Raw genomic sequence first — 19,415 nt, 5'->3', positions numbered from 1 at the left:
TTGCGGGAGGCAGCTTTCAGCGGTTGCGGTGCCGCCCGAAGCGCTGGCTGCGGCGCGCGAAGTAGCGCCCCTCGATACGGTCCAGCTGAATCGACTGGCGGAACGCGTCACTCAGGTTCTCGGAGGTCAGCACATCGGTGAGCAGACCCTGCGCGACCACACTGCCCTCATTGAGGAGCATGCCGTGGGTGAAGCCCGGCGGAATCTCCTCCACGTGGTGGGTGACCAGCACGGTGGCGGGCGCGTCCGGATCGGCGGCCAGATCGCCCAACCGCTCGACCAGCTCCTCACGCCCGCCCAGATCCAGTCCGGCGGCCGGTTCGTCGAGCAGCAGCAGTTCCGGATCGGTCATGAGCGCCCGGGCGATGAGCACCCGCTTGCGCTCCCCCTCCGACAGCGTCCCGTAGGCGCGATCGGAAAGGTGTTCCGCGCCCAGGCTTTCCAGAATGTCGACGGCCCGGTCGGTGTCCATGTCGTCGTAGCTCTCCCGCCAGCGGCCCATCACCGCGTAGCCGGCCGAGACCACCAGGTCGGCGACCTTCTCGTCGAGCGGCACCCGGCTGGCGATGGCGGCCGAGGACAGGCCGATGCGCGGGCGCAGCTCGTTGATGTCGACCCGGCCCAGGGTCTCGCCGAGCAGGTTGGCGACCCCGGAGGTGGGGTGCATCTCGGCGGCGGCCATGCGCAGCAGCGAGGTCTTGCCGGCGCCGTTGGGGCCGAGCACGACCCAGCGCTCGTCCAATTCCACCTGCCAGGTGACCGGACCGACCAGGGTATGTCCGGAACGTCGGACGGTGACGTCGCTGAAATCGATGAGCAGATCGGGATCCGGTTGCGGCACGGGGTCCATCTTGGCCCACCACCCGGGACGCTCGTCAACGTGGTGGGAAAACTCGGTGCGTGTCCTCCCGGGAATTGCGATGGCGATAAGCGATTTCGTGTGCGCCACCATCGAATTCCGATGGTTCGCGCTCCGGGTCCGCCAACCCGCGGTCCCGCGCATCCGCCCGGGTGGACCGGAACATGCGCGCCAGAATGAGTGCCGCCGGGACCGAGAGCGCCGCCCACACGATGAGAACAACCAGCAGTGTTGTCATTTCGGTGGTTTCCTTTCGAGGAAACGTGAATCGATCCTTGCCGACCCGTCCGGGGAAGTCGATATGCACTGCCCATATAGGTCAGTGCGCCGACCATCCGGTTTCGCTAGTGCGACATCCGCACTAAGCCACCGCGATCACGGTCGTCGACCCCGGTGCCACCTCGGTGAAACCGGCATCGCGCACCGCCACCGCGCTGCCCTCGGCCACCCGCCGCTGCAACTCCGCCCAGCGGCCCGGATCGGCCTCCGCGACGGTGCACCGGAATCCCTGTGCGGCCCACGCATACGCCCGCTGCGCCGGCAGAGCGCCTGCCAGCAACATACTGGCATGCCCTACCTGTGCCGCGGCCTTCCCTACAGTCATACCCAGTTCCGCGTTCACCCATAGCACCGGAGATTCCGGATCGATTGCGATCTCCTCCGCGACGGGCAGCTCGGTGCCGCTGATCTGGAGGCGCCGGATGCGCGGATCCACCTCGCCGACCGGTCCCGGCACCAGTGCCCGCGCCTGCGCACCCGCGAAATCGACTGTGACACCGTCGACTTCCTGCGCCGCCAGCCACTGCGCCCCGCGCGCCCGCCGCGCCACCTTGCGAATACGCGAGCGTTTCCAGGTCAGATAGCGCTCCTCCCACTCCCCATCGGGCCCGACCCGCTCGTCGAGACACAGCGCCACCACCGCCGAAGCGGCGGCTGCCAGAAGTGCGCTGCGCGCCGGTGGATCGTTCTTCGGAATGTGCAGCACCATCTGCATGGCCTGCACGAGCGCCGGGTCCGCCGGATCGCCTCCGCCGCCATATCCGCGCGCCAATTCCGCGTGCCTGGCCACGAAACCGGCATCGATGGTGGATCCGACGCTCGACACAACCACTCCTACACAACTGTTCGGGCTAATGAACCGTCAGGTTCAGGGTGAAGCTCTCGGCCGGCTCCACACCCTGTTCCCAGGCTCGCTTGTATTCCAGGCGCAATCGGGTGGAACCCGCAGCGACCGCCACGAAATTCGACACCGATCGACCGCCGACCCCGACCTTGCCGTCCGGATTCGGGTCCGGTTCGTATTCCGGCGAGCCGTTCTGCTTCACCACGTTCTGATCCAGACCGCCCAGCATCCAGGCGTATCCGGTGGTCGGGTTGGCCTCGAGGGTGACGATCAGTCCCTGGCCGACCGCGAGACTCACGTCCTTGCCGTCGGAGTCGGCGCCGACTCGCACCGGCTCGTGCTCGGACGAGGTCGAATTGCCGCAGCCGGCCAGCGCCAGCGCGGCCATCACCACTGCCAGCGGCATACGCACGCGCACGGACTCTCCTTCGGTCGTGACCGGACTCCCCGACCACGGTACCGAGAGCGGAGCTGCGAGTGCCGCAACCGGATTGGACGCGTTGCCGGCCTCAGCGCGGCAGGACCCATACGCCTCAGCGCGGCAGGACCCACACGCCTCAGCGCGGCAGGACCCTTACGCCTCAGCGCGGCAGCGGCACCCGGCGGATGCCGCCGTCGCGGGCATCGGCCGCCTCGACCTCGTCGCGGGTGACGCCCAGGATGAACAGCACCGCGTCCAGGAACGGATGCGACAGCGCCGCGTCGGCGACCTCGCGCAGCGCGGGCTTGGCATTGAACGCGATGCCCAGCCCGGCGGCATTGAGCATGTCGATGTCATTGGCGCCGTCGCCGACCGCGACGGTCTGATCCATGGCCACCCCGGTCTCGGCCGCGAATCGGCGCAGCGCAACGGCTTTCGCCTCCCGGTCCACGATCTCCCCGACCACCGCGCCGGTCAGCTTGCCGTCGCGGATCTCGAGGGTGTTGGCCTGCACGAAGTCCAGTTCCAGTTCGTGCGCCAGCGGCTCGATGACCTGACGGAAACCGCCGGACACCACGCCGCAGCGGAAACCCAGGCGGCGCAGGGTGCGAATGGTGGTGCGGGCGCCGGGGGTGAGCTCGATCCGCTCGGCGACCTCGTCGATGACCGAGGCGTCCAGCCCGGCCAGCGTCGCCACCCGCTGACGCAGGGATTCGGAGAAGTCGATCTCGCCGCGCATGGCCGCCTCGGTGACCTTGCGGACTTCCTCCTCGACACCGGCGTGCGCGGCCAGCATCTCGATGACCTCGCCCTGGATCAGGGTGGAGTCCACGTCGAACACGATGAGCCGCTTGGCCCGTCGCGCCAGGCCCGCCTTCTCGACGGCGACGTCCACGCTCTCCTTGGCGGCCACCGTGGCCAGCGCGGTGCGCAGCTCGGTCTCGGCGTCCGCGTCGGCGGTGGGGACGGTGACCATGAGTTCCAGGCCGGTGACCGGATAGTCGGCGATGCCGCGAATCGAGTCGATGTTCACCCGCTGCGCGGCCAGCTTGCGCGCGATGGCGCTGAAGGCGCGGGCGGTGACCGGCGAACCCAGCACCACGACCGCGTGGGTGGACAGCTTGGCGCCCGAGACGGCGCTCGCCCCGATCTCCACATCGACATCCATGCCGATGGACGCCATGGCGTCCTCGAGCTGATCCTGCAGCGCTTCGGGATCGGTGGGACACGACACCAGCACGCCCAGGGTGAGCCGGCCGCGAATCACGACCTGCTCCACATCCAGCAGACTGACCGCGCTATTGGCCAGGGCGGCCAGCAGTACCGATGTGACGCCCGGCTTGTCGGGTCCGGTGACCGTGACCAGAACCGTCGTGTCAGACGCGCTCAATCGATAACTCCGTTCCATGCGACTGCCTGTCCCGCCCGGCATGCGGCGGCAGCTCATTCTGTCAGGTCGGCGCGAACGGGACCGCGCCGACCGCCGCCGACGGTGGCGGGCATCACGCTGCCCGAGGTCAGCGACCGGGCCATCGGAGGTCAGGGCGACCGCCGACCGAGAGCCGGTGCGTCAGCGACCGAGCAGGCGTGCCGCGCCCGAACACATTTCGGTCAGTACGTCGGCGACCGGGCGCACCGTGGTGACCAGGCCGACGCCCTGCCCGGCATCGACCGGGGCGATACGCGGGTCGTCGGCGGTATTGGCGGCGGTCAGCTCGGACCGCGCGGCGGTGTCACCGGCCAGCTCGCCGAGGTGGTCGTGCCAGCGGGCGGTGAAGTCGTTGCGCAACACCCGGGCCGGAAAGCGTTGCGGCCAGGGCAGTTCCATGCCCACGTCGAAGGTCCGCGTCACGATGGTGTCGGTGTCCTCGGCCGCGAGCAGTGCCCGGCGGCCGCCCGGCGACAGCAGCGATTCGGTACAGGCGGCCAGGGCGGTCCCCAGCCACACTCCCGAGGCTCCGGCGGCCAGCATCGCGGCGACCCCGCGCGCCGACCCGATTCCACCGGCGGCCAGCACCGGACCCGGCACCGCGTCGAGCACGGCCTCCAGCAGCGGCAGCGTCGCCAGTTCGGGAGCGCCGTGCCCACCACCCTCCAGACCGCGTGCCACCAGGACATCGATACCGGCATCGTGCGCACGCCGGGCATCGTCGACGGTGTAAACCTGTGTCGCCGTGCGGATTCCGGCGGCGCGAGCCCGATCGGCCCACGACAGGTCGGACCCGAAGCTCACCGACAGCAGCGCGGGTGCGGCCGAGAGGGCGAGCTCGAACAGCCCGGGACGGGCGGCCGTCACCCAATCCACCAGACCGATCCCGACCGGACCGGCAGCGTCGGCGACATGCGGCAGTTCCCGCTCGAGGGCCTCCACCGAGCCCGCGCTCCCCATCCCGATCATGCCCAGGCCACCGGCCGCCGCGACCGCCGCCGCCAGCCTGCCACCGGCAACCCCGCCCATCGGCGCGTTCACCACCGGCAGCCGCAGCCCCAGCGCACGCGACCACTCGGTGGACAGTCCCGTTTCCGACATCGCTCCCGGATCCTCCATCAGCCAATAGCAACACATCGCGCATGGCGCCAGGCCGTCGCGCCGGCCTCGACGCGGGAGGGCCGGATCGTCGGCAGGCGCAGAATGCGCTGGGCGGCATGCTCCTCGTGGTGGTCACGAGCCCGGCCGTGCGCCGAGAATCAGCAGCGGATTGTGGTGCGTCGCGCCGGCGGACACCGGATCGGCGCTGAGCCGTTGGTACCAGACCAGATTGGTGATCAGCGCGATGAGACGGGAGAGCGCCCAGGCCGCGCAGCCGCCGAGCGCTCCGATGGGGACGGCGAGGGCCGCGATGAACAGCATTCGCGGGGTCGCGGTGAAGTCGGCCAGATGTCCGACGTCGCGGCGCGCGGTCGCGCTGGTTCCCGGCCGCCGTCGAGCCACTGAATCATGCACATGACAACTGTTGCACAGTGCGTGCGTCTGACGGGAACCGGACGAGCTTACGAGCGGGAGATACACGAGTGCGGGACACCCGAGGTCGGGTCGGCCCTCCCTCTCCGAAAACAGCGCGGCACCCGTCCTCAGACGGGTGCCGCGTCGGTGTTCAGGTGTCGAGACTAGCTGGAAACCTTCTCCAGCTCCTTGACGGTGTGGGACTTGGAGCCCCAGCCGACATGGGCCTCGGCGCGCATGCGCTCGACCATGTGCGGGTAGTGCAGCTCGAACGCGGGACGCTCGGAGCGGATGCGCGGCAGCTCGTAGAAGTTGTGCCGCGGCGGCGGGCAGGAGGTCGCCCATTCGAGGGAGTTGCCGTAGCCCCACGGGTCGTCCACGGTCACGACCTCGCCGTAGCGGTAGGACTTGAAGACGTTCCAGATGAACGGCAGCATCGACGAACCCAGGATGAAGGCACCGATCGTGGAGATGGTGTTCAGCGTGGTGAAGCCGTCCGAGGGCAGGTAGTCGGCGTAGCGACGCGGCATACCCATGTTGCCCAGCCAGTGCTGCACCAGGAACGTGGTGTGGAAGCCGACGAAGGTGGCCCAGAAGTGCCACTTGCCCAGGCGCTCGTCCATCATGCGGCCGGTCATCTTCGGGAACCAGAAGTAGATGCCCGCGAAGGTGGCGAACACGATGGTGCCGAAGAGCACGTAGTGGAAGTGCGCGACCACGAAGTAGGTGTCGGACACGTGGAAGTCCAGCGGCGGCGAGGCCAGGATGACACCCGACAGACCACCGAAGAGGAAGGTCACCAGGAAGCCGACCGACCAGAGCATCGGGGTCTCGAAGGTGAGCTGACCGCGCCACATGGTGCCGATCCAGTTGAAGAACTTCACACCGGTCGGAACCGCGATGAGGAAGGTCATGAAGGAGAAGTACGGCAGCAGCACGGCACCGGTGGCGTACATGTGGTGCGCCCACACCGCGATGGACAGCGCCGCGATACCCAGCGTCGCGTAGACCAGCGTGGTGTAACCGAAGATCGGCTTACGGCTGAAGACCGGGAAGATCTCCGACACGATGCCGAAGAACGGCAGCGCGATGATGTACACCTCGGGGTGGCCGAAGTACCAGAACAGGTGCTGGTAGAGCAGCACGCCGCCGTTGGCCGGGTCGTAGATGTGGCCGCCCAGGTGACGGTCGTAGGCCAGGCCGAACAGGGCCGCGGTGAGCAGCGGGAAGGCCAGCAGCACCAGCACCGAGGTGACGGCGATGTTCCAGGTGAAGATCGGCATCCGGAACATGGTCATACCCGGGCAGCGCAGGCAGACCACGGTGGTGAGCATGTTGACGCCACCGAGGATGGTGCCCAGACCGGAGACGGCCAGACCCAGGATCCACAGGTCGCCGCCGACGCCCGGGGAGTGGACGATGTCCGACAGCGGGGCGTAGGCGGTCCAGCCGAAGTCGGCCGCGCCACCGGGGGTGATGAAGCCGGCGGTCGCCATGGTGCCGCCGAACAGGTACAGCCAGTAGCTGAACGCGTTCAGACGCGGGAAGGCGACGTCAGGGGCGCCGATCTGCAGCGGCAGGATGATGTTGGCGAAGCCGAACACGATCGCGGTCGCGTAGAAGAGCAGCATGATCGTGCCGTGCATGGTGAACAGCTGGTTGAACTGCTCCGGCGACAGGAACTGCATGCCCGGGCGGGCCAGTTCGGCGCGCATGAGCAGCGCCATGATGCCGCCGACCATGAAGAAGGACATGGCCGTCACCAGGTACATGACGCCGAGAACCTTCGGGTCCGTCGTGGTGACCATCTTGTAGATGAACGATCCCTTCGGACCCGTCCTTTGAGGATAGGGCCGAGCCGCCTCCACAAGGCTGGCCGGCCGCGGTTCTACGGCAGTCACGAAACCTCCACAGGTATGCCATCGTTCGTACGCTGCTTCCGGCGTCCGGTTCGGCACATGACGAACGACGGTGGCTTGCGCTGTGACAGATCGTAAACCGTGTTCCGGCAGCGCTCGCTCCGGGTCCTACTCTGTGTCGTATTTCGGCGGCGCCGGTGTCGTAATTGGGAGTCGCCGGGCACGGCTGTAGGCTGCCCCGCATGCCGGTGCGCGAGTCCGCTTCCACCCGAAACACGTTCGCCTCCACCTTCTCTCCCCTGGTCGCTCCCCATTGGCGATCCTTGCGGCATTTGCGGAGTGTGGGATTGGTCTCGGCGGCCACGCTGCTGACACTGGGTCTGGTCGCGGGATGCGGCAAGACCGATGACAACTCCGCCTCGATCGTGCGCACCACCACGAATATCGCGGGTGCGGGCGTGGTCGGGATCGAGCGCGACACCTCCAAGGCGTGCCCGCTGCCGTCCGGCCCGGACTCGGCCGCGGGCACGAAGACCGTCGCCCATGCCGCGGGCACCTCGGAGGTGCCGGCCGATCCCAAGCGCATCGTGGTGCTCTCCACATCCGCCCTGGACGCCACCTGCGCGCTGGGGCTGTGGGAGCGCGTGGTCGGCGCGACCACGCTGGCCGGTCCCGCGCCGCAGCCCGGTTACCTGGGCACCGGCGTCATCGATATTCCCTCGGTCGGCCCGGCGGGCAATCCGGATCCGGCGAAGATCGCGGAGCTGAAGCCGGATCTGATCATCGGCCCGGCCTCCGACAGCTCGCACTACGACGCACTGAAGGGCATCGCCCCGACGGTGCTGGTCGGTGCGGAGAACGGCTGGCAGGCCACCTTCACCGGTTTCGCGGAGGCCATGGACCGCAAGACCGCCGGGGTCAAGGCGCTCGACGACTACCGCACGGCCGCCAAGGACGCGGGCGTGGCCGCCAATGCCGCCCTCACCCAGGCGTCGGTGATCCGCTTCGAGCCCAATGCCATTCAGGTGCAGGGCGGCAACAGCTTCGCCGCGCAGGTGCTGGGTGACGCGGGCGTGCAGCGGCCGCAGCCGCAGCGCGGGGACTCCTTCGACGTGACCAGCCTGAGCAGCCAGGACGCCCGCAACCGGATCGAGGGCGACCTCATCTTCCTCATGTTCGACGGCAAGGAGGGCCTCGACTACGGCAAGTCGATCATGAAGGGCGACAACTGGAAACAGCTCGCCGCCGTGAGCGACCGCCGCGAGTTCGCCGTCGACGACACCATCTGGCACGGCAGCGGCATCACCGCCGCCCGGGCGCTGCTCGACGACGTCCGCAACAACCTCAACGGATACGTCACCGACTGAGCGCGCTCCCCCGCCTCCCCGGACCTTCAGCGCGCGGCAGAGAGCCGTCAAGCGTTGGGCACGCGTGCCGGCGGTTGGGGAGCAAACCGATTCTGGTCGTACCCGGTGAGTTACCCCGACCGTTGCGAAATCAGTTGCTGCGGTCGGCAAACGGCCCCGAGCGAATCTATGCTCGGGGCCGTTTGCCATGTCTGACTGTGGGGAACACCCGTGATCACGAAAAGTTCACGATCTCGCTGGTGAACTTCGCGTTCGGCGCTCGGCCGGGTGGCGACTTCCCCGCGTCATCGGGTCGAGCGCCGCGACTTGTCAGAACTCCCAGTCCTCGTCTTCGGTGTTGACGGCCTTGCCGATGACGTAGCTGGAGCCGGAGCCGGAGAAGAAGTCGTGGTTCTCGTCGGCGTTGGGCGAAAGCGCCGAGAGGATGGCCGGATTGACGTCGCACTCGTCCTTGGGGAACAGACCCTCGTAGCCGAGGTTCATCAGGGCCTTGTTGGCGTTGTAGCGCAGGAACTTCTTGACGTCCTCGGTGAGGCCGACCTCGTCGTAGAGGTCCTGGGTGTACTCGACCTCGTTCTCATACAGCTCGAACAGCAGCTCGAAGGTGTAGGCCTTGAGCTCCTCGCGCTCGGCCTCGGAGACCAGCTCGAGGCCCTTCTGGTACTTATAGCCGATGTAGTAGCCGTGCACGGCCTCGTCGCGAATGATCAGGCGGATCATGTCGGCGGTGTTGGTGAGCTTGGCCCGCGAGGACCAGTGCATGGGCAGGTAGAAGCCGGAGTAGAAGAGGAACGACTCCAGCAGGGTGGAGGCGACCTTGCGCTTGAGCGGGTCCTCGCCGTTGTAGTACTCCAGCACGATCTCGGCCTTGCGCTGCAGGTTCCGGTTCTCCTCGGACCAGCGGAAGGCCTCGTCGATCTCGCGGGTCGAGCACAGCGTGGAGAAGATCGAGCTGTAGCTCTTGGCGTGCACCGACTCCATGAAGGCGATATTGGTGAGCACCGCCTCCTCGTGCGGGGTCAGCGCGTCGGGGATGAGGCTGACCGCGCCGACCGTGCCCTGGATGGTGTCGAGCAGGGTGAGGCCGGTGAAGACCCGCATGGTGAGTTGCTTCTCATTGGCGGTCAACGTGTTCCAGGACGGGATGTCATTGGAGACCGGGACCTTTTCCGGCAACCAGAAGTTGCCGGTGAGCCGATCCCAGACCTCGGCATCCTTCTCGTCCTGCACGCGGTTCCAGTTGATCGCCGTCACCCGATCGATCAGTTTCACGCCCGCTCACACACCCTTCTCAGCTCACCGGACCCTGCGGAATTCCCTTACCCTGAACACTACTACTGGTAGGTGACATCCCCATGCAGCACAAGAAGTTGTGTCATCACGTGTCCTCGCGCTGTCCTGCGAGGATGCGAGAAGGGGATGGGCAAGCACGCCACCGACTGCAGAAAATTACAGCGGTGCAATCCGTCACAGCGATCCGGGGTCGGCGTGTCCGAACCAGCCCCAAGTTTGCCGATCAGATGCCCAGTACTACTTTCGCGGTCGTGAAATAGATGACCAGCCCCGTCGCGTCCACCAGCGTGGTCACCATGGGCGCGGAGATGACGGCCGGGTCGATGCGCAGTTTCTTGGCCAGCAGCGGCATGGTTCCGCCGATGGTCGCCGCCCAGGCGCAGATGATCACCAGCGCGATGCCCACCACCACGGCGATCTTCACGCCCACGAACAGCGTGCCGATCACCATGCCGACCGCGGCCAGCATGCAGCCCAGCAGCAGCCCGACCCGGCATTCCCGCCAGATCACGGCGAACAGGTCCGAGACCCGGACCTCACCGACCGCGAGCGCGCGCACGCAGGTGGTCGCGGCCTGGGCACCCGCATTGCCGCCGGATCCGATGAGCAGGGGGATGAACAGCGCCAGGTGCGCGGCCTGTTCGAGGGTCGGCTCGAAGAAGTTGGTGACGGTGACGGTCAGGGTCGCGGCGACCAGCAGCAGCATCAGCCACAGGGCGCGGTAGCGGGCCAGCTGGAACACGCCCGCGGCCATGTAGTGCCCGGACCACGGGGTGGTGCCGGCCTGCCGGGCCATGTCCTCGGAGTCGGCGGCCTCGATGACCTCGACGGCGTCGTCGATGGTGAGCAGGCCCACCAGGCGGTCCTCGCTGTCCACCACCGGCAGGTTGATCAGGTTGGCGCCCTGCATGAGTCGGGCCGCCCGCTCCGCCGAGTCGGTGGCGCGCACCGAGACCGGTTCGGCCACAACCAGATCCGCGATCATGGCGTCCGGTGAGCCGAGCACCAGATCGCGCAGTTCGACCACGCCGATCAGGCGGCGGCCCGCGTCCACGACCGGCAGCGTGTAGACGGTCTCGGCGGTGCCGCCCTTGGTCCGGACGGTCTGCAGCGCCTCGGTGACGGGCAGATTCCGCGGCAGCGCAACGACTTCCGGCGTCATGTAGAACCCGACCGACCCCTCCGGGTAGCCGAGCAGGGTGGCGGTCATGCGCCGTTCGCGCGGGCTGAGCCCGGCCAGAACCTTCTTGGCCACCTTGGCCGGCGCCTCGCGCAGCATGCGGGCGCGGTCATCGGGGTCCATGTCCTCGACAAGGTCCCGGAAGCTCTGATCGCGCAGGCCGGACAGGATCTGCTGCTGGTCGACGGGCTCGAGTTCCTCGAACACGGCCAGCGCGCGGTCCTTGTCGAGCAGCCGGAAGGCCATGCCGGCGGTGACCGCGTCCATGCGGGCCAGCTGCTCGGCGATGACGTGCGGCGGGTGGTTGTCGAGCCACTCCACGGCGGGGGTGAGGTGGCGGCGGTCGACGATGTCGCACAGCGAATCCCCTTCGGGGCGGCGCACATCGGAGACGACAGGGTGCAGGTCGGTCTGCGTCATGGCGGAGTCCTCGGCCGAACGGCGAGTAAGAGAGTGGATGGGAGGCACCGGGGCACACCGCGGGCACCGCACCCACCGCCGCCAGCGAAGCTAAGGACGGATTCGGGGGGCGATGCCACACGGCCTTCGACTGGGAGGTTCGCCGCGCATGCACCTCACCCCCTCTCGGTAGCCGCTGACAGAAACAACCGCGTTCAGGATACAGCGGGTTGCCTGCGACCCTCGACCTGGCGGGCGGTTCCGTGAGAGGGTCGGAAGCCGGTGGTAGCGCGCCGGTTTGCCGTCGGATCATTTTCCGATCATTTTTCGCCGATCCGGTCGCCGCAGCCGTTGGGCAGGCGTCCGGGATGCCCTACTCTCTGCCTCTGTGCGTGTTTTGGTGCTGGAGGACGACCACCAACTCTGCCGTGAGGTGACCGATGGGTTGCGCTCGGCCGGGTTCGCGGTCGACCTCGCCCAGAGCATCGCCGACGCGGATTTCAAGATCGCCATCAATCGCTACGACTGCCTGGTGGTGGATCGCGGCCTGCCCGACGGCGACGGCCTGGACCTGGTCGCCGGGGCGCGCAGCGCCGGGCACACGGTGCCCGCGCTCATGCTCACCGGCCGCGACGGGCTCGACGATCGGCTGGCCGGTTTCGAGCACGGCGCCGACGACTACCTGACCAAACCCTTCGCGCTGCCGGAGCTGGTGATGCGGGTGCGGGCGCTGTGCCGCCGCCGCGAACAGCCCACCGCGTCGCGAATCGCGGTGGCGGACATCGATATCGACCTGATGCGCCGCCGGGTCACCCGCGCCGGCATCATGCTGATGCTCACCCCCAAGGAGTTCGCGGTGCTCGAGCTCATGGCGACCCGGCGCGGCAGCGTGGTGACCCGCACCGATCTCATCGAGTGCTGCTGGGACGAAATGGCCGAGCCCGCTTCGAATGTGGTGGACGCGGTGGTGGCGAAGCTGCGCCGCAAGCTCGGGGAGCCGAGCGTGATCGAGACCGTGCGGGGTACGGGATTCCTCATCGGCGGCGGGATCTCGTGAGCGCGCACCGCTCCCCCGCCGTGGCCCGGCTGAAGCGGGCCCGCTGGATCATGACCGCGCTGGTCACCGTGATCACCGCGACGGCCGTGCTGGTGTTCGGCTTCGTGGCCGCCTCCATCGACGCGCACGCGCGCCAAACCAGGGCGCAGGATCAGGCCGAGCAGGTGGCGGGCGGGCTGGCCCGGGCCATTCAGCACGACGACAAGCAGGTGCTGGACCTGTCCACCGTCATCGACGACGAGCTGGCCAAGGGTTCGACGGCGGTCGTGGTGGCGGTGCGCAAACCGGGCGAGCCGTGGAAGCAGGCGCACACCTACCAGCGTTCGCTCATGCCCGACGACACCCAGATCTCCACACTCGCAACGCAAACCGAGGATCACGCCGACGGCCTGCTCTATCAGGGCAGCCGGTTCGCGGGCACCGACATCACCGGCCGCTCGGTGACGGTGGCGGGCGCCCCGGTGTTCTGGAACGACTGGGACAGCATCGTGGTCATCCTGGCCGGGACCGAGGCCATGGCCGACGCCGGGGCGCATCGAATCCTGGTGTGGGAGTTGATCGCCGGCGGTGGCCTGCTGGTCCTGCTGTCGGCGGCGGCCACTTTCCTGCTGTCGGGGCGCAGCCAGCGGCAGGCGTTGCGCATGCTGGACGAGCACGAGCAGTTCCTCGGCGATGCCGCGCACGAATTGCGTACGCCGCTCACCACCTTGAAGTTGCTCACCGAATCCCGGCCCAAGCCCGAGGAGGTACAGCAGACGCTGGCCGAGGCGCGCCGGCTCGCGGATCGGATGGCGCGCCTGGTGACCGGGCTGCTGGCCCGCGCCCGCATGCAGTCCGGCATCGCCGAACCCGAGCGCACCCTGCTGCGACTGGATCAGCTGGCCGAGGCGGTGGCCGAGGAGGCCGCCGACGAGCGCATCGTGGTGACCGCGCACCCGAGCGTGGTGGTGGGCGATCCGCAGCTGCTGAGCCTGGCGATCCGGAACATGCTGGAGAACGGGCTGACCCACGGCGCGGTGAACCGGGCCGCGCCGGTCGAGGTGCACGTGGCGGAGGGGCGGGTCAGCATTCGCGATCACGGCCCGGGCGTCGATCCGGTCATGTCGGCCAGCCCGTTCAATCGCGGCGCGGCCGGGCGCAGCGGGCGCAATGGCATCGGGCTGGCGCTGGTCGCCTGGGTGGCGCAGGCGCATGGTGGCAATGCCTCCATCGAGCCCGCGGTCGGCGGCGGCACCATCGCCACGCTGTGGCTGCCGCCCGCCGACATCACGGTGGGCAGTCCGGTCGCCGCGCACCGGTAGCGAAACCCGGTGCGCGGATCCGCCTCCCGGTGCGGCGACTCCGGCATGTGCCGCCCCGCCACGAACACCAGCGTCGCGCCGACGCCGCCGAGCATGAACAGCCAGCGCCGGCCGTCGATCCCCAGGGGCCGCAGCGGCACCAGCCAGCGGGCCAGGAAGCCGACGGCGGGGACCGTGCAGAAGCCGAGGGTGTAGGCGATGGCGATCATCCGCCCGCGCACCCGGGCGGGCATGGTCTCCCACAGGTAGGCGTCGGAGACCGTCATCTCCGCGCCGACCAGCGCGAGCAGCTTGTACTGCACGGGACCCAGCGGCAGTTCGTCCAGTCGCACCGGCGGACCGGTCCGGGCATCGCGGGGGTCACCGAGTGTGGTCATTGGGCGAACTCACCATTTCACCGGGCGGTCAGCGATGGTTGCGCGCACGATATATGGGTGGACGCGACGGGAGCGGGACTGGAATCACTGACCATGGTGCGACACGGCCAGAGCACCGTCAACGCGGCGCCGTACACCGGGGCGGAGGAATTCATCACGGGCACACGGGATGCCGACGTGCCGCTGACCGAGCTGGGCGCGGCGCAGGCGGCGGCGGCCGGGAGGCGGCTGGCCGGGTTCGATCCGGGCTTCGACCTGGTGCTCTGCTCGCCGTACCTGCGCGCCCGCGAGACCGCCCGCATCGCGCTCGTTTTCCTGTCGACGCCGCCCGTGCACTTCGACGAGCGGATCCGGGACCGGGAGCCCGGGGTGCTGTTCGGGCTCACCAGAATCGGCATTCAGCGCCGCTACCCGGACGAATTCCGGGAGATGCAGCGCTCGGGCGGCTTCTACCATCGCCCGCCGGGCGGCGAATCCTGGCCCGACGTCGCGCTCCGGCTGCGGGCCGTGCTCCGCGAAATGCACGGCCATGTCCTGGTTTTCACCCATGACATCGCAATCGTGCTGACCCGCTACATCTTCGGGGATCTGAGCGAGGCCGAGATCAGCGCCCAGACCAGCGCCCAGGTCCGCAACGCGTCCATAACCCGTTGGGAGCGAGGCGATTCCGGGATGCGGCTCACCTCGTACAACGACACCAGCCACCTGGGCTGATCACCGCCCCGGGCATGTCCACCCGGGCTGACAGGATTCCGTTCCGAGGGGAGTCGGATAGATCACCCCGGTGGCGCTCTCACGCCTCGGGCGGGCGCCCGTTTCACCCGCGTGTCCACGCGAATTGCCCCGCGTCGACGCTGCCCGGCCGTCATGCGGGGCCGGCCTGGCGCATGTGAGAAGTCACAAGAGCGCCGAAAGCGCATTACTGTGCCTCACAGGAGAGATCGATCCGGCCGCTGGTACCGGCGGCATCCGTTAGCGTTTCAGGTCCCGGAAGGGGCACAACCCGGGGGTGGAAGGGAGTCACGGATGTCCGTGGGAATTCCGGCCCGGGCGGGGCTCACCGTGTCGGGCAACCCGATATCGTCGCCGCTCAAGGATGTGCGCGGACTCGCGCAGCACATGGTGGGGCATTTCGTCGAAACCGTCGCGCCGTGCGGGACGCTGCCCGGCGACGCCATTCACGGCGACGTCACCGCCATCACCCGCACCTGCCTGGAGCTGGCGGTGGGCATGCTGGACGGGCGCGACATTCCGGAGAAGACAAAGCGTTTGGAGGAGGCGGCCGCGCAGTGGGCGCGCGAGGGCATTCCGATCGACACCATCCACCACGCCATCCACGAGGGCTTCAAGATCGGGTCGGAGCTGGTGATGGCCAATGCCATGGCCGGGCACGTGCGCCGCGAGGACGACGACGGCGATGTCACGCTGGTCATCGCGGCCGCCGACATGGACAGCATCATGGGCGGGGCCAAACTCGTGGTGGAGCTGCTGGACCGGATGACCTCTGCGGTGGCCATGGCCTATGTGCGGGAGCTGCGGTCGGTGGTGAGCGAACACCACACCGCCGTGCACACGCTCACCTCCGCGCTGCTGGGCGGGCACAGCACCTCCACCATGGCGCGCGAATGCGGGATCGAGATCGCCGAGACGTATCACGTACTGGCGCTGGCGATTCCCGAGCATCCCGAGGAGCACTCCCCCACCGTGGACGGTGCGGTGGTGGCGCGGCGCAAGCTGCGCCGGATACAGGCCGAACTGGCCCACCGGTATCCCGACCGCGTGCTGTCGCTGCTGAGCGTGGACGGCGGCACGCTGCTGGTGCCGGTCACGGCGCTCGCGGACCAGCAGCTGGACGAACTGGTCGAGCAGCTGTCGCGGGCGGCCCGGGTGCCGATCACCGCGACGCTGGTTTCCGCTGCGCCGCAACAGATTCCGGATGCCGCCGACCAGGCGCACGAGCTGCTCGACATCGTGCACCGGCTGCGGCTGGTGCGCGGGCTGTTCCGCTTCGACGAGCTGGCACTGGAATATCAGCTCACCCGGCCGGGACCGGGCCGCGATCATCTTGGGTCGCTGCTGGATCCGCTCGACGAGCACACCGAGCTGCTGGAGACGCTGCAGTCGCACATCAGCAACAACCTGAACCGGCAGCGCACGGCGCGCATGCTGCACGTGCACACCAATACCGTGGACTACCGGCTCAAGCGGATCGGACAGCTGACCGGGTTCGATCCCACCCAGGCGTCGGGGCTGTGGTACCTGCGTTCGGCGCTGGTGGCCCGCACCTATCAGGCGGCGGGCTGCTGACCTGCGGCGGTCGGCCGGCCCGTCGGTAATCGGCCGGCGGGTTCAGCAGTTGGTCGGTGCCGGCTCGCCGCGCAGGCGGGCATCCAGCCAGGCGAGCGCGGGCGGGAGACCGAGGACGGCGGCGGTGAGATGGTCGGGCACCGGAACCTGCACGCTCCACACCTGCGCGCCGGCCGCACAGTAGCGGTGCACGGTGTCCACCACGGCGTCCACGGGAATCAGGCCGTCGATGGGTGAATGCCATTCGAAGACAGGCATATCGGGGATGCCGGGGTACAGCTCCAGGCTGTTCTCCGCCACCACCGAGCGGGCCTGCGGGTCCTCGGTCATGACCGTCGACTTGGCGATATCCAGCGCGCCCTGGCCCGCGCCCGCGGCCAGAATGTCATTGGTGCAGCTGTTGAGCAGCCGGTCGCGCACGGCCAGACCGTGCGCGTTGAGCTGGTCCGTGAGCGGGAATCGGTCCGGATATTCGCGTTCCAGGCCCAGCCCGGCCGCCAGCGCCAGTCCGAAGGCCGGATGCCGGTTCATGCCCAGGGTTTCCAGCATGCTGACCAGGTTCATCGGCACGCCGCCCATGGCCGCGCCCGCGAGGTGCAGGTCGGGGGCGTAGGTGGCGGCCAGCGCCGCGGCCCACGCGGTGGCCATGCCGCCGCCCGAGTATCCGGCCATGGCGACCGGACTGTGCTCGGCCCGCAGATCAGGCACCCGCTGCACGGCGCGGATGCCGTCCAGCGTGATCTGACCGCCGAGTTTGGCCGCGCCGTAGGCGAATCGGGGTCCGAGGTGGTCGGGCAGGGCCAGGGTCCAGCCGCGCCGCAGCAGCACGTTCCAGGCGGGGGCCTCGCGGACCACGAGGTTCGGGTCGCTGGTGTAGAGCACGCGGGAGACCGCGCACTGCGCGCCGAGGCCATTGATGATCTGCTGGTAGGACAGCACCGGCGCGTCCGGGCGGCGGTTGCGCGGGGACAGCACCGTGGTGGTGGCCGCGATGGGCCGGTCGGTGGAGTCGGTGGAGCGGAACTTGATCAGCGTGATATCGGTGTCGGGGAAGGTGGGCAGTGCGGGCATGGCACGCACGGCGAGCACGTCGCCGGGCTGGTGGTCGGCCAGATCGGCGGGGGCGGCGTAGAAGGGGTCCGGATCGGGCGCGGCGAGAAGTGGCTGTGCGGCAGCCGATCCCGCGGCGACGGTCAGCAGCAGCGCGCCGATCACCGCGATGGGAACGCGAATCCTCATGCCGGGCAGCGTAGGAAGGCGCGATGTGCCGGGCCAGAGGGGAGCACGAACCTTCCGAATAGTCACAATGGGCACCGTGATCGTTTGTGAGCGCGTGTCCAGTCTGGGGTGCCAACATTTCTGTTCCAACGCGTAACAACTACCCTCGCGCGGCGCTTGTGACATCTCCAAGGTCGAACCGGAAAACGTTCCCTCGCAAACCAATCCGGTTACTTTCGGTTACAGAGACGCGCAGCCGCCACAGGTGTCGGCTCGCGCGTCTCCCCGCCACTATTCGAGGAGCAGCACGCATGGCCGGCATCACCGAAGGCAAGGTTCTGTTCGACAGCCTCGGGGAGGCGCTCACCCATCGCGTCACCGTGTACCTGGGCGGGCCCGACGAAGGGGCCGAACTCACCATGGAATACGCGGCCACCTGGAAAGAGGCGTCCGACTTCACCGTGGCGGCCGTGCACGCCGGACTGGCCGTGACGGTGGACAGCCGGATCCGGCCGGGACTCCGCCGACTGCCCCGCTACGGATTTCGACACTGAGATACCCTGTACCCCAGGCGTATTCGGGCAGAGCGGCTACCGCCCGGAGGGCGAGGCGAACGCGGTGGCGAGGGTATCCCAGGCCGGGCCCAGCTCGGCGGAGAAGTCCTCCCAGGCGTGAATTCCGGTCGGCTCGTAGTGCACGGTCGCGGGAATTCGCAAGTCGCTCAGTCGATTCGCGAAATGCTCGGTGCAGACGCGGGCTCCGGCCTCCAGCACCACGCCGCCCCCGGCGGCCTCCAGGGCGGCCGGGATGTCGGGCGACTTCAATACCTGGGTCAGATCGGGCAGGCCCGGGAGACCGGAGGCGGCCGACAGATAGATCACGGTGCCGCGCAGGGCTTCCGCCCAGACGGTGCTGTCGTGGATCAGCCAGTCGAAGGTGCCGGGCGGGCCCCACAGGTTCATGATGTTGCCGCCGCGCGAGGCGACGGTGAGCGCGGTGATCGCACTGCCGGAAGGGTCGATGGTCGAGTAGCAGCCGCTCAATCCGGCGACGGCGCGGTAGAAGCCGGGGTGGCGATGGGCGAGCATCATCGCGCCCTGCGCACCCATGGATACGCCCGCGATTGCCCGGCGGCCGTCGGAATGCAGATAGGGCTCGATGGCGCCGGGTAGCTCGGCAGTCAGGAAGGTCTCCCAGCGGTTCCAGCCGAGCGCGGCGTCGGCATGCAGCCAGTCGGTGTACATGCTGCCGGTGGCGCCCGCGGGCAGGACCACGTCAACGGGCTTGTCCGCGAAGAATTCCGCCGCGTGCCCCTTGGTCAGCCAGTCGGATACGCCCTCGGCGTCCACCCCGTCCAGCAGATAGAGGGTGGGCCGGGGACCCGCGCCGGAGCCGTGCAGCACATCGAGGGCGACATTGCGGCCCATGGCGGCGGAGGTGACCTCCACCCGCTCCCAGTTCGGACCGAACTGATGCACCCGGGTCACATCCGCCGGGGACGCGGCCCGGTACGGCATTCCGGCATGGGCGGTCGCGCCCAGCGGCGGGCACGCGAGTATCGCCAGCGCCACCGCGACCCCGGCGGCAGCCCGGGGCCTCACGACTCCGCTCCCGTACCGGGATTCCTCTGAATCATGTTGTGCGACAAGCTAACTCCTCACGCGCCGGCGTGATATCCGAAGAACCCACCGAGCGGGTGCGAGGTGGGCC

17 protein-coding genes are annotated in these 19,415 nt (G+C 68.6%); 6 read left to right on the top strand and 11 right to left on the bottom strand.

From position 1 onward, the window contains the following. Window positions 1-16: 16 nt before the first annotated feature. From ABZV44_RS12370 to ctaD, 7 genes are all read right to left on the bottom strand, one after another. On the bottom strand, window positions 17-850 hold the full coding sequence (locus ABZV44_RS12370; RefSeq protein ID WP_354835130.1) for an ABC transporter ATP-binding protein: 834 nt from the start codon (window positions 848-850) through the stop codon (window positions 17-19). Between the two features lie 370 nt (window positions 851-1,220). Beyond that, window positions 1,221-1,964, bottom strand: coding sequence for a peptidyl-tRNA hydrolase (locus ABZV44_RS12365; protein WP_354835128.1), 744 nt, complete (start codon window positions 1,962-1,964; stop codon window positions 1,221-1,223). Window positions 1,965-1,989: 25 nt separating this feature from the next. Beyond that, on the bottom strand, window positions 1,990-2,400 hold the full coding sequence (locus tag ABZV44_RS12360) for a protease inhibitor I42 family protein (RefSeq protein WP_354835126.1): 411 nt from the start codon (window positions 2,398-2,400) through the stop codon (window positions 1,990-1,992). 163 nt (window positions 2,401-2,563) lie between these two features. Then, window positions 2,564-3,793, bottom strand: a complete 1,230-nt coding sequence (serB, locus tag ABZV44_RS12355) for a phosphoserine phosphatase SerB (protein ID WP_354835124.1) — start codon at window positions 3,791-3,793, stop codon at window positions 2,564-2,566. Window positions 3,794-3,973: 180 nt separating this feature from the next. After that, window positions 3,974-4,933 (bottom strand): nitronate monooxygenase, encoded by a 960-nt coding sequence (locus tag ABZV44_RS12350; protein WP_354835122.1) that lies wholly within the window; start codon window positions 4,931-4,933, stop codon window positions 3,974-3,976. Between the two features lie 132 nt (window positions 4,934-5,065). Continuing rightward, window positions 5,066-5,347, bottom strand: a complete 282-nt coding sequence (locus ABZV44_RS12345; RefSeq protein ID WP_354835120.1) for a hypothetical protein — start codon at window positions 5,345-5,347, stop codon at window positions 5,066-5,068. 164 nt (window positions 5,348-5,511) lie between these two features. Next, window positions 5,512-7,248, bottom strand: a complete 1,737-nt coding sequence (gene ctaD, locus ABZV44_RS12340; protein WP_354835118.1) for a cytochrome c oxidase subunit I — start codon at window positions 7,246-7,248, stop codon at window positions 5,512-5,514. 200 nt (window positions 7,249-7,448) lie between these two features. On the opposite strand from ctaD, the gene ABZV44_RS12335 reads away from it, so the two are divergent. Continuing rightward, window positions 7,449-8,573 (top strand): ABC transporter substrate-binding protein, encoded by a 1,125-nt coding sequence (locus tag ABZV44_RS12335; RefSeq protein WP_354835116.1) that lies wholly within the window; start codon window positions 7,449-7,451, stop codon window positions 8,571-8,573. A gap of 309 nt (window positions 8,574-8,882) precedes the next feature. Here the strand turns inward: ABZV44_RS12335 and nrdF are convergent, their stop codons facing one another. Both nrdF and mgtE read right to left on the bottom strand, forming a co-directional pair. Then, window positions 8,883-9,845 carry a class 1b ribonucleoside-diphosphate reductase subunit beta gene (gene nrdF / locus ABZV44_RS12330; RefSeq protein WP_354835114.1) on the bottom strand — a complete coding sequence of 321 codons (963 nt, stop codon included), beginning with the start codon at window positions 9,843-9,845 and terminating at the stop codon, window positions 8,883-8,885. Between the two features lie 244 nt (window positions 9,846-10,089). After that, window positions 10,090-11,466, bottom strand: coding sequence for a magnesium transporter (gene mgtE / locus ABZV44_RS12325; RefSeq protein WP_354835112.1), 1,377 nt, complete (start codon window positions 11,464-11,466; stop codon window positions 10,090-10,092). Window positions 11,467-11,833: 367 nt separating this feature from the next. Between mgtE and ABZV44_RS12320 the strand changes: the two genes are divergently transcribed. From ABZV44_RS12320 to ABZV44_RS12305, 4 genes are all read left to right on the top strand, one after another. Next, window positions 11,834-12,502, top strand: a complete 669-nt coding sequence (locus tag ABZV44_RS12320) for a response regulator transcription factor (RefSeq protein WP_354835110.1) — start codon at window positions 11,834-11,836, stop codon at window positions 12,500-12,502. Beyond that, on the top strand, window positions 12,499-13,803 hold the full coding sequence (locus tag ABZV44_RS12315) for a HAMP domain-containing sensor histidine kinase (RefSeq protein ID WP_354835108.1): 1,305 nt from the start codon (window positions 12,499-12,501) through the stop codon (window positions 13,801-13,803). Before ABZV44_RS12320 ends, ABZV44_RS12315 begins: the two co-directional genes overlap by 4 nt. 434 nt (window positions 13,804-14,237) lie before the next feature. Further along, window positions 14,238-14,894, top strand: coding sequence for a histidine phosphatase family protein (locus ABZV44_RS12310; RefSeq protein WP_354835106.1), 657 nt, complete (start codon window positions 14,238-14,240; stop codon window positions 14,892-14,894). Window positions 14,895-15,206: 312 nt separating this feature from the next. Further along, window positions 15,207-16,487, top strand: a complete 1,281-nt coding sequence (locus ABZV44_RS12305; protein WP_354835104.1) for a helix-turn-helix domain-containing protein — start codon at window positions 15,207-15,209, stop codon at window positions 16,485-16,487. A 42-nt stretch (window positions 16,488-16,529) separates the two neighbouring features. On the opposite strand, the gene ABZV44_RS12300 is transcribed toward ABZV44_RS12305, so the two are convergent. Then, the gene (locus tag ABZV44_RS12300; protein WP_354835102.1) at window positions 16,530-17,726 is read right to left on the bottom strand and encodes a lipase family protein; all 1,197 of its coding nucleotides are present in this window, start codon (window positions 17,724-17,726) and stop codon (window positions 16,530-16,532) included. A gap of 290 nt (window positions 17,727-18,016) precedes the next feature. Between ABZV44_RS12300 and ABZV44_RS12295 the strand changes: the two genes are divergently transcribed. Continuing rightward, complete coding sequence (locus ABZV44_RS12295) at window positions 18,017-18,259, top strand: hypothetical protein (RefSeq protein WP_354835100.1); 243 nt, start codon at window positions 18,017-18,019, stop codon at window positions 18,257-18,259. A 36-nt stretch (window positions 18,260-18,295) separates the two neighbouring features. Here the strand turns inward: ABZV44_RS12295 and ABZV44_RS12290 are convergent, their stop codons facing one another. After that, entirely contained in the window at window positions 18,296-19,306 is a 1,011-nt protein-coding gene (locus tag ABZV44_RS12290) for an alpha/beta hydrolase family protein (RefSeq protein WP_354835098.1), read from the bottom strand. Window positions 19,307-19,415 lie beyond the last annotated feature (109 nt).

Source organism: Nocardia sp. NPDC004860, assembly GCF_040609015.1.
In the GTDB taxonomy this organism is placed as follows: Bacteria; Actinomycetota; Actinomycetes; order Mycobacteriales; family Mycobacteriaceae; genus Nocardia.
Note: the sequence above shows the minus strand (reverse complement) of the source record. Positions and strands in the feature narration are given on the sequence as shown.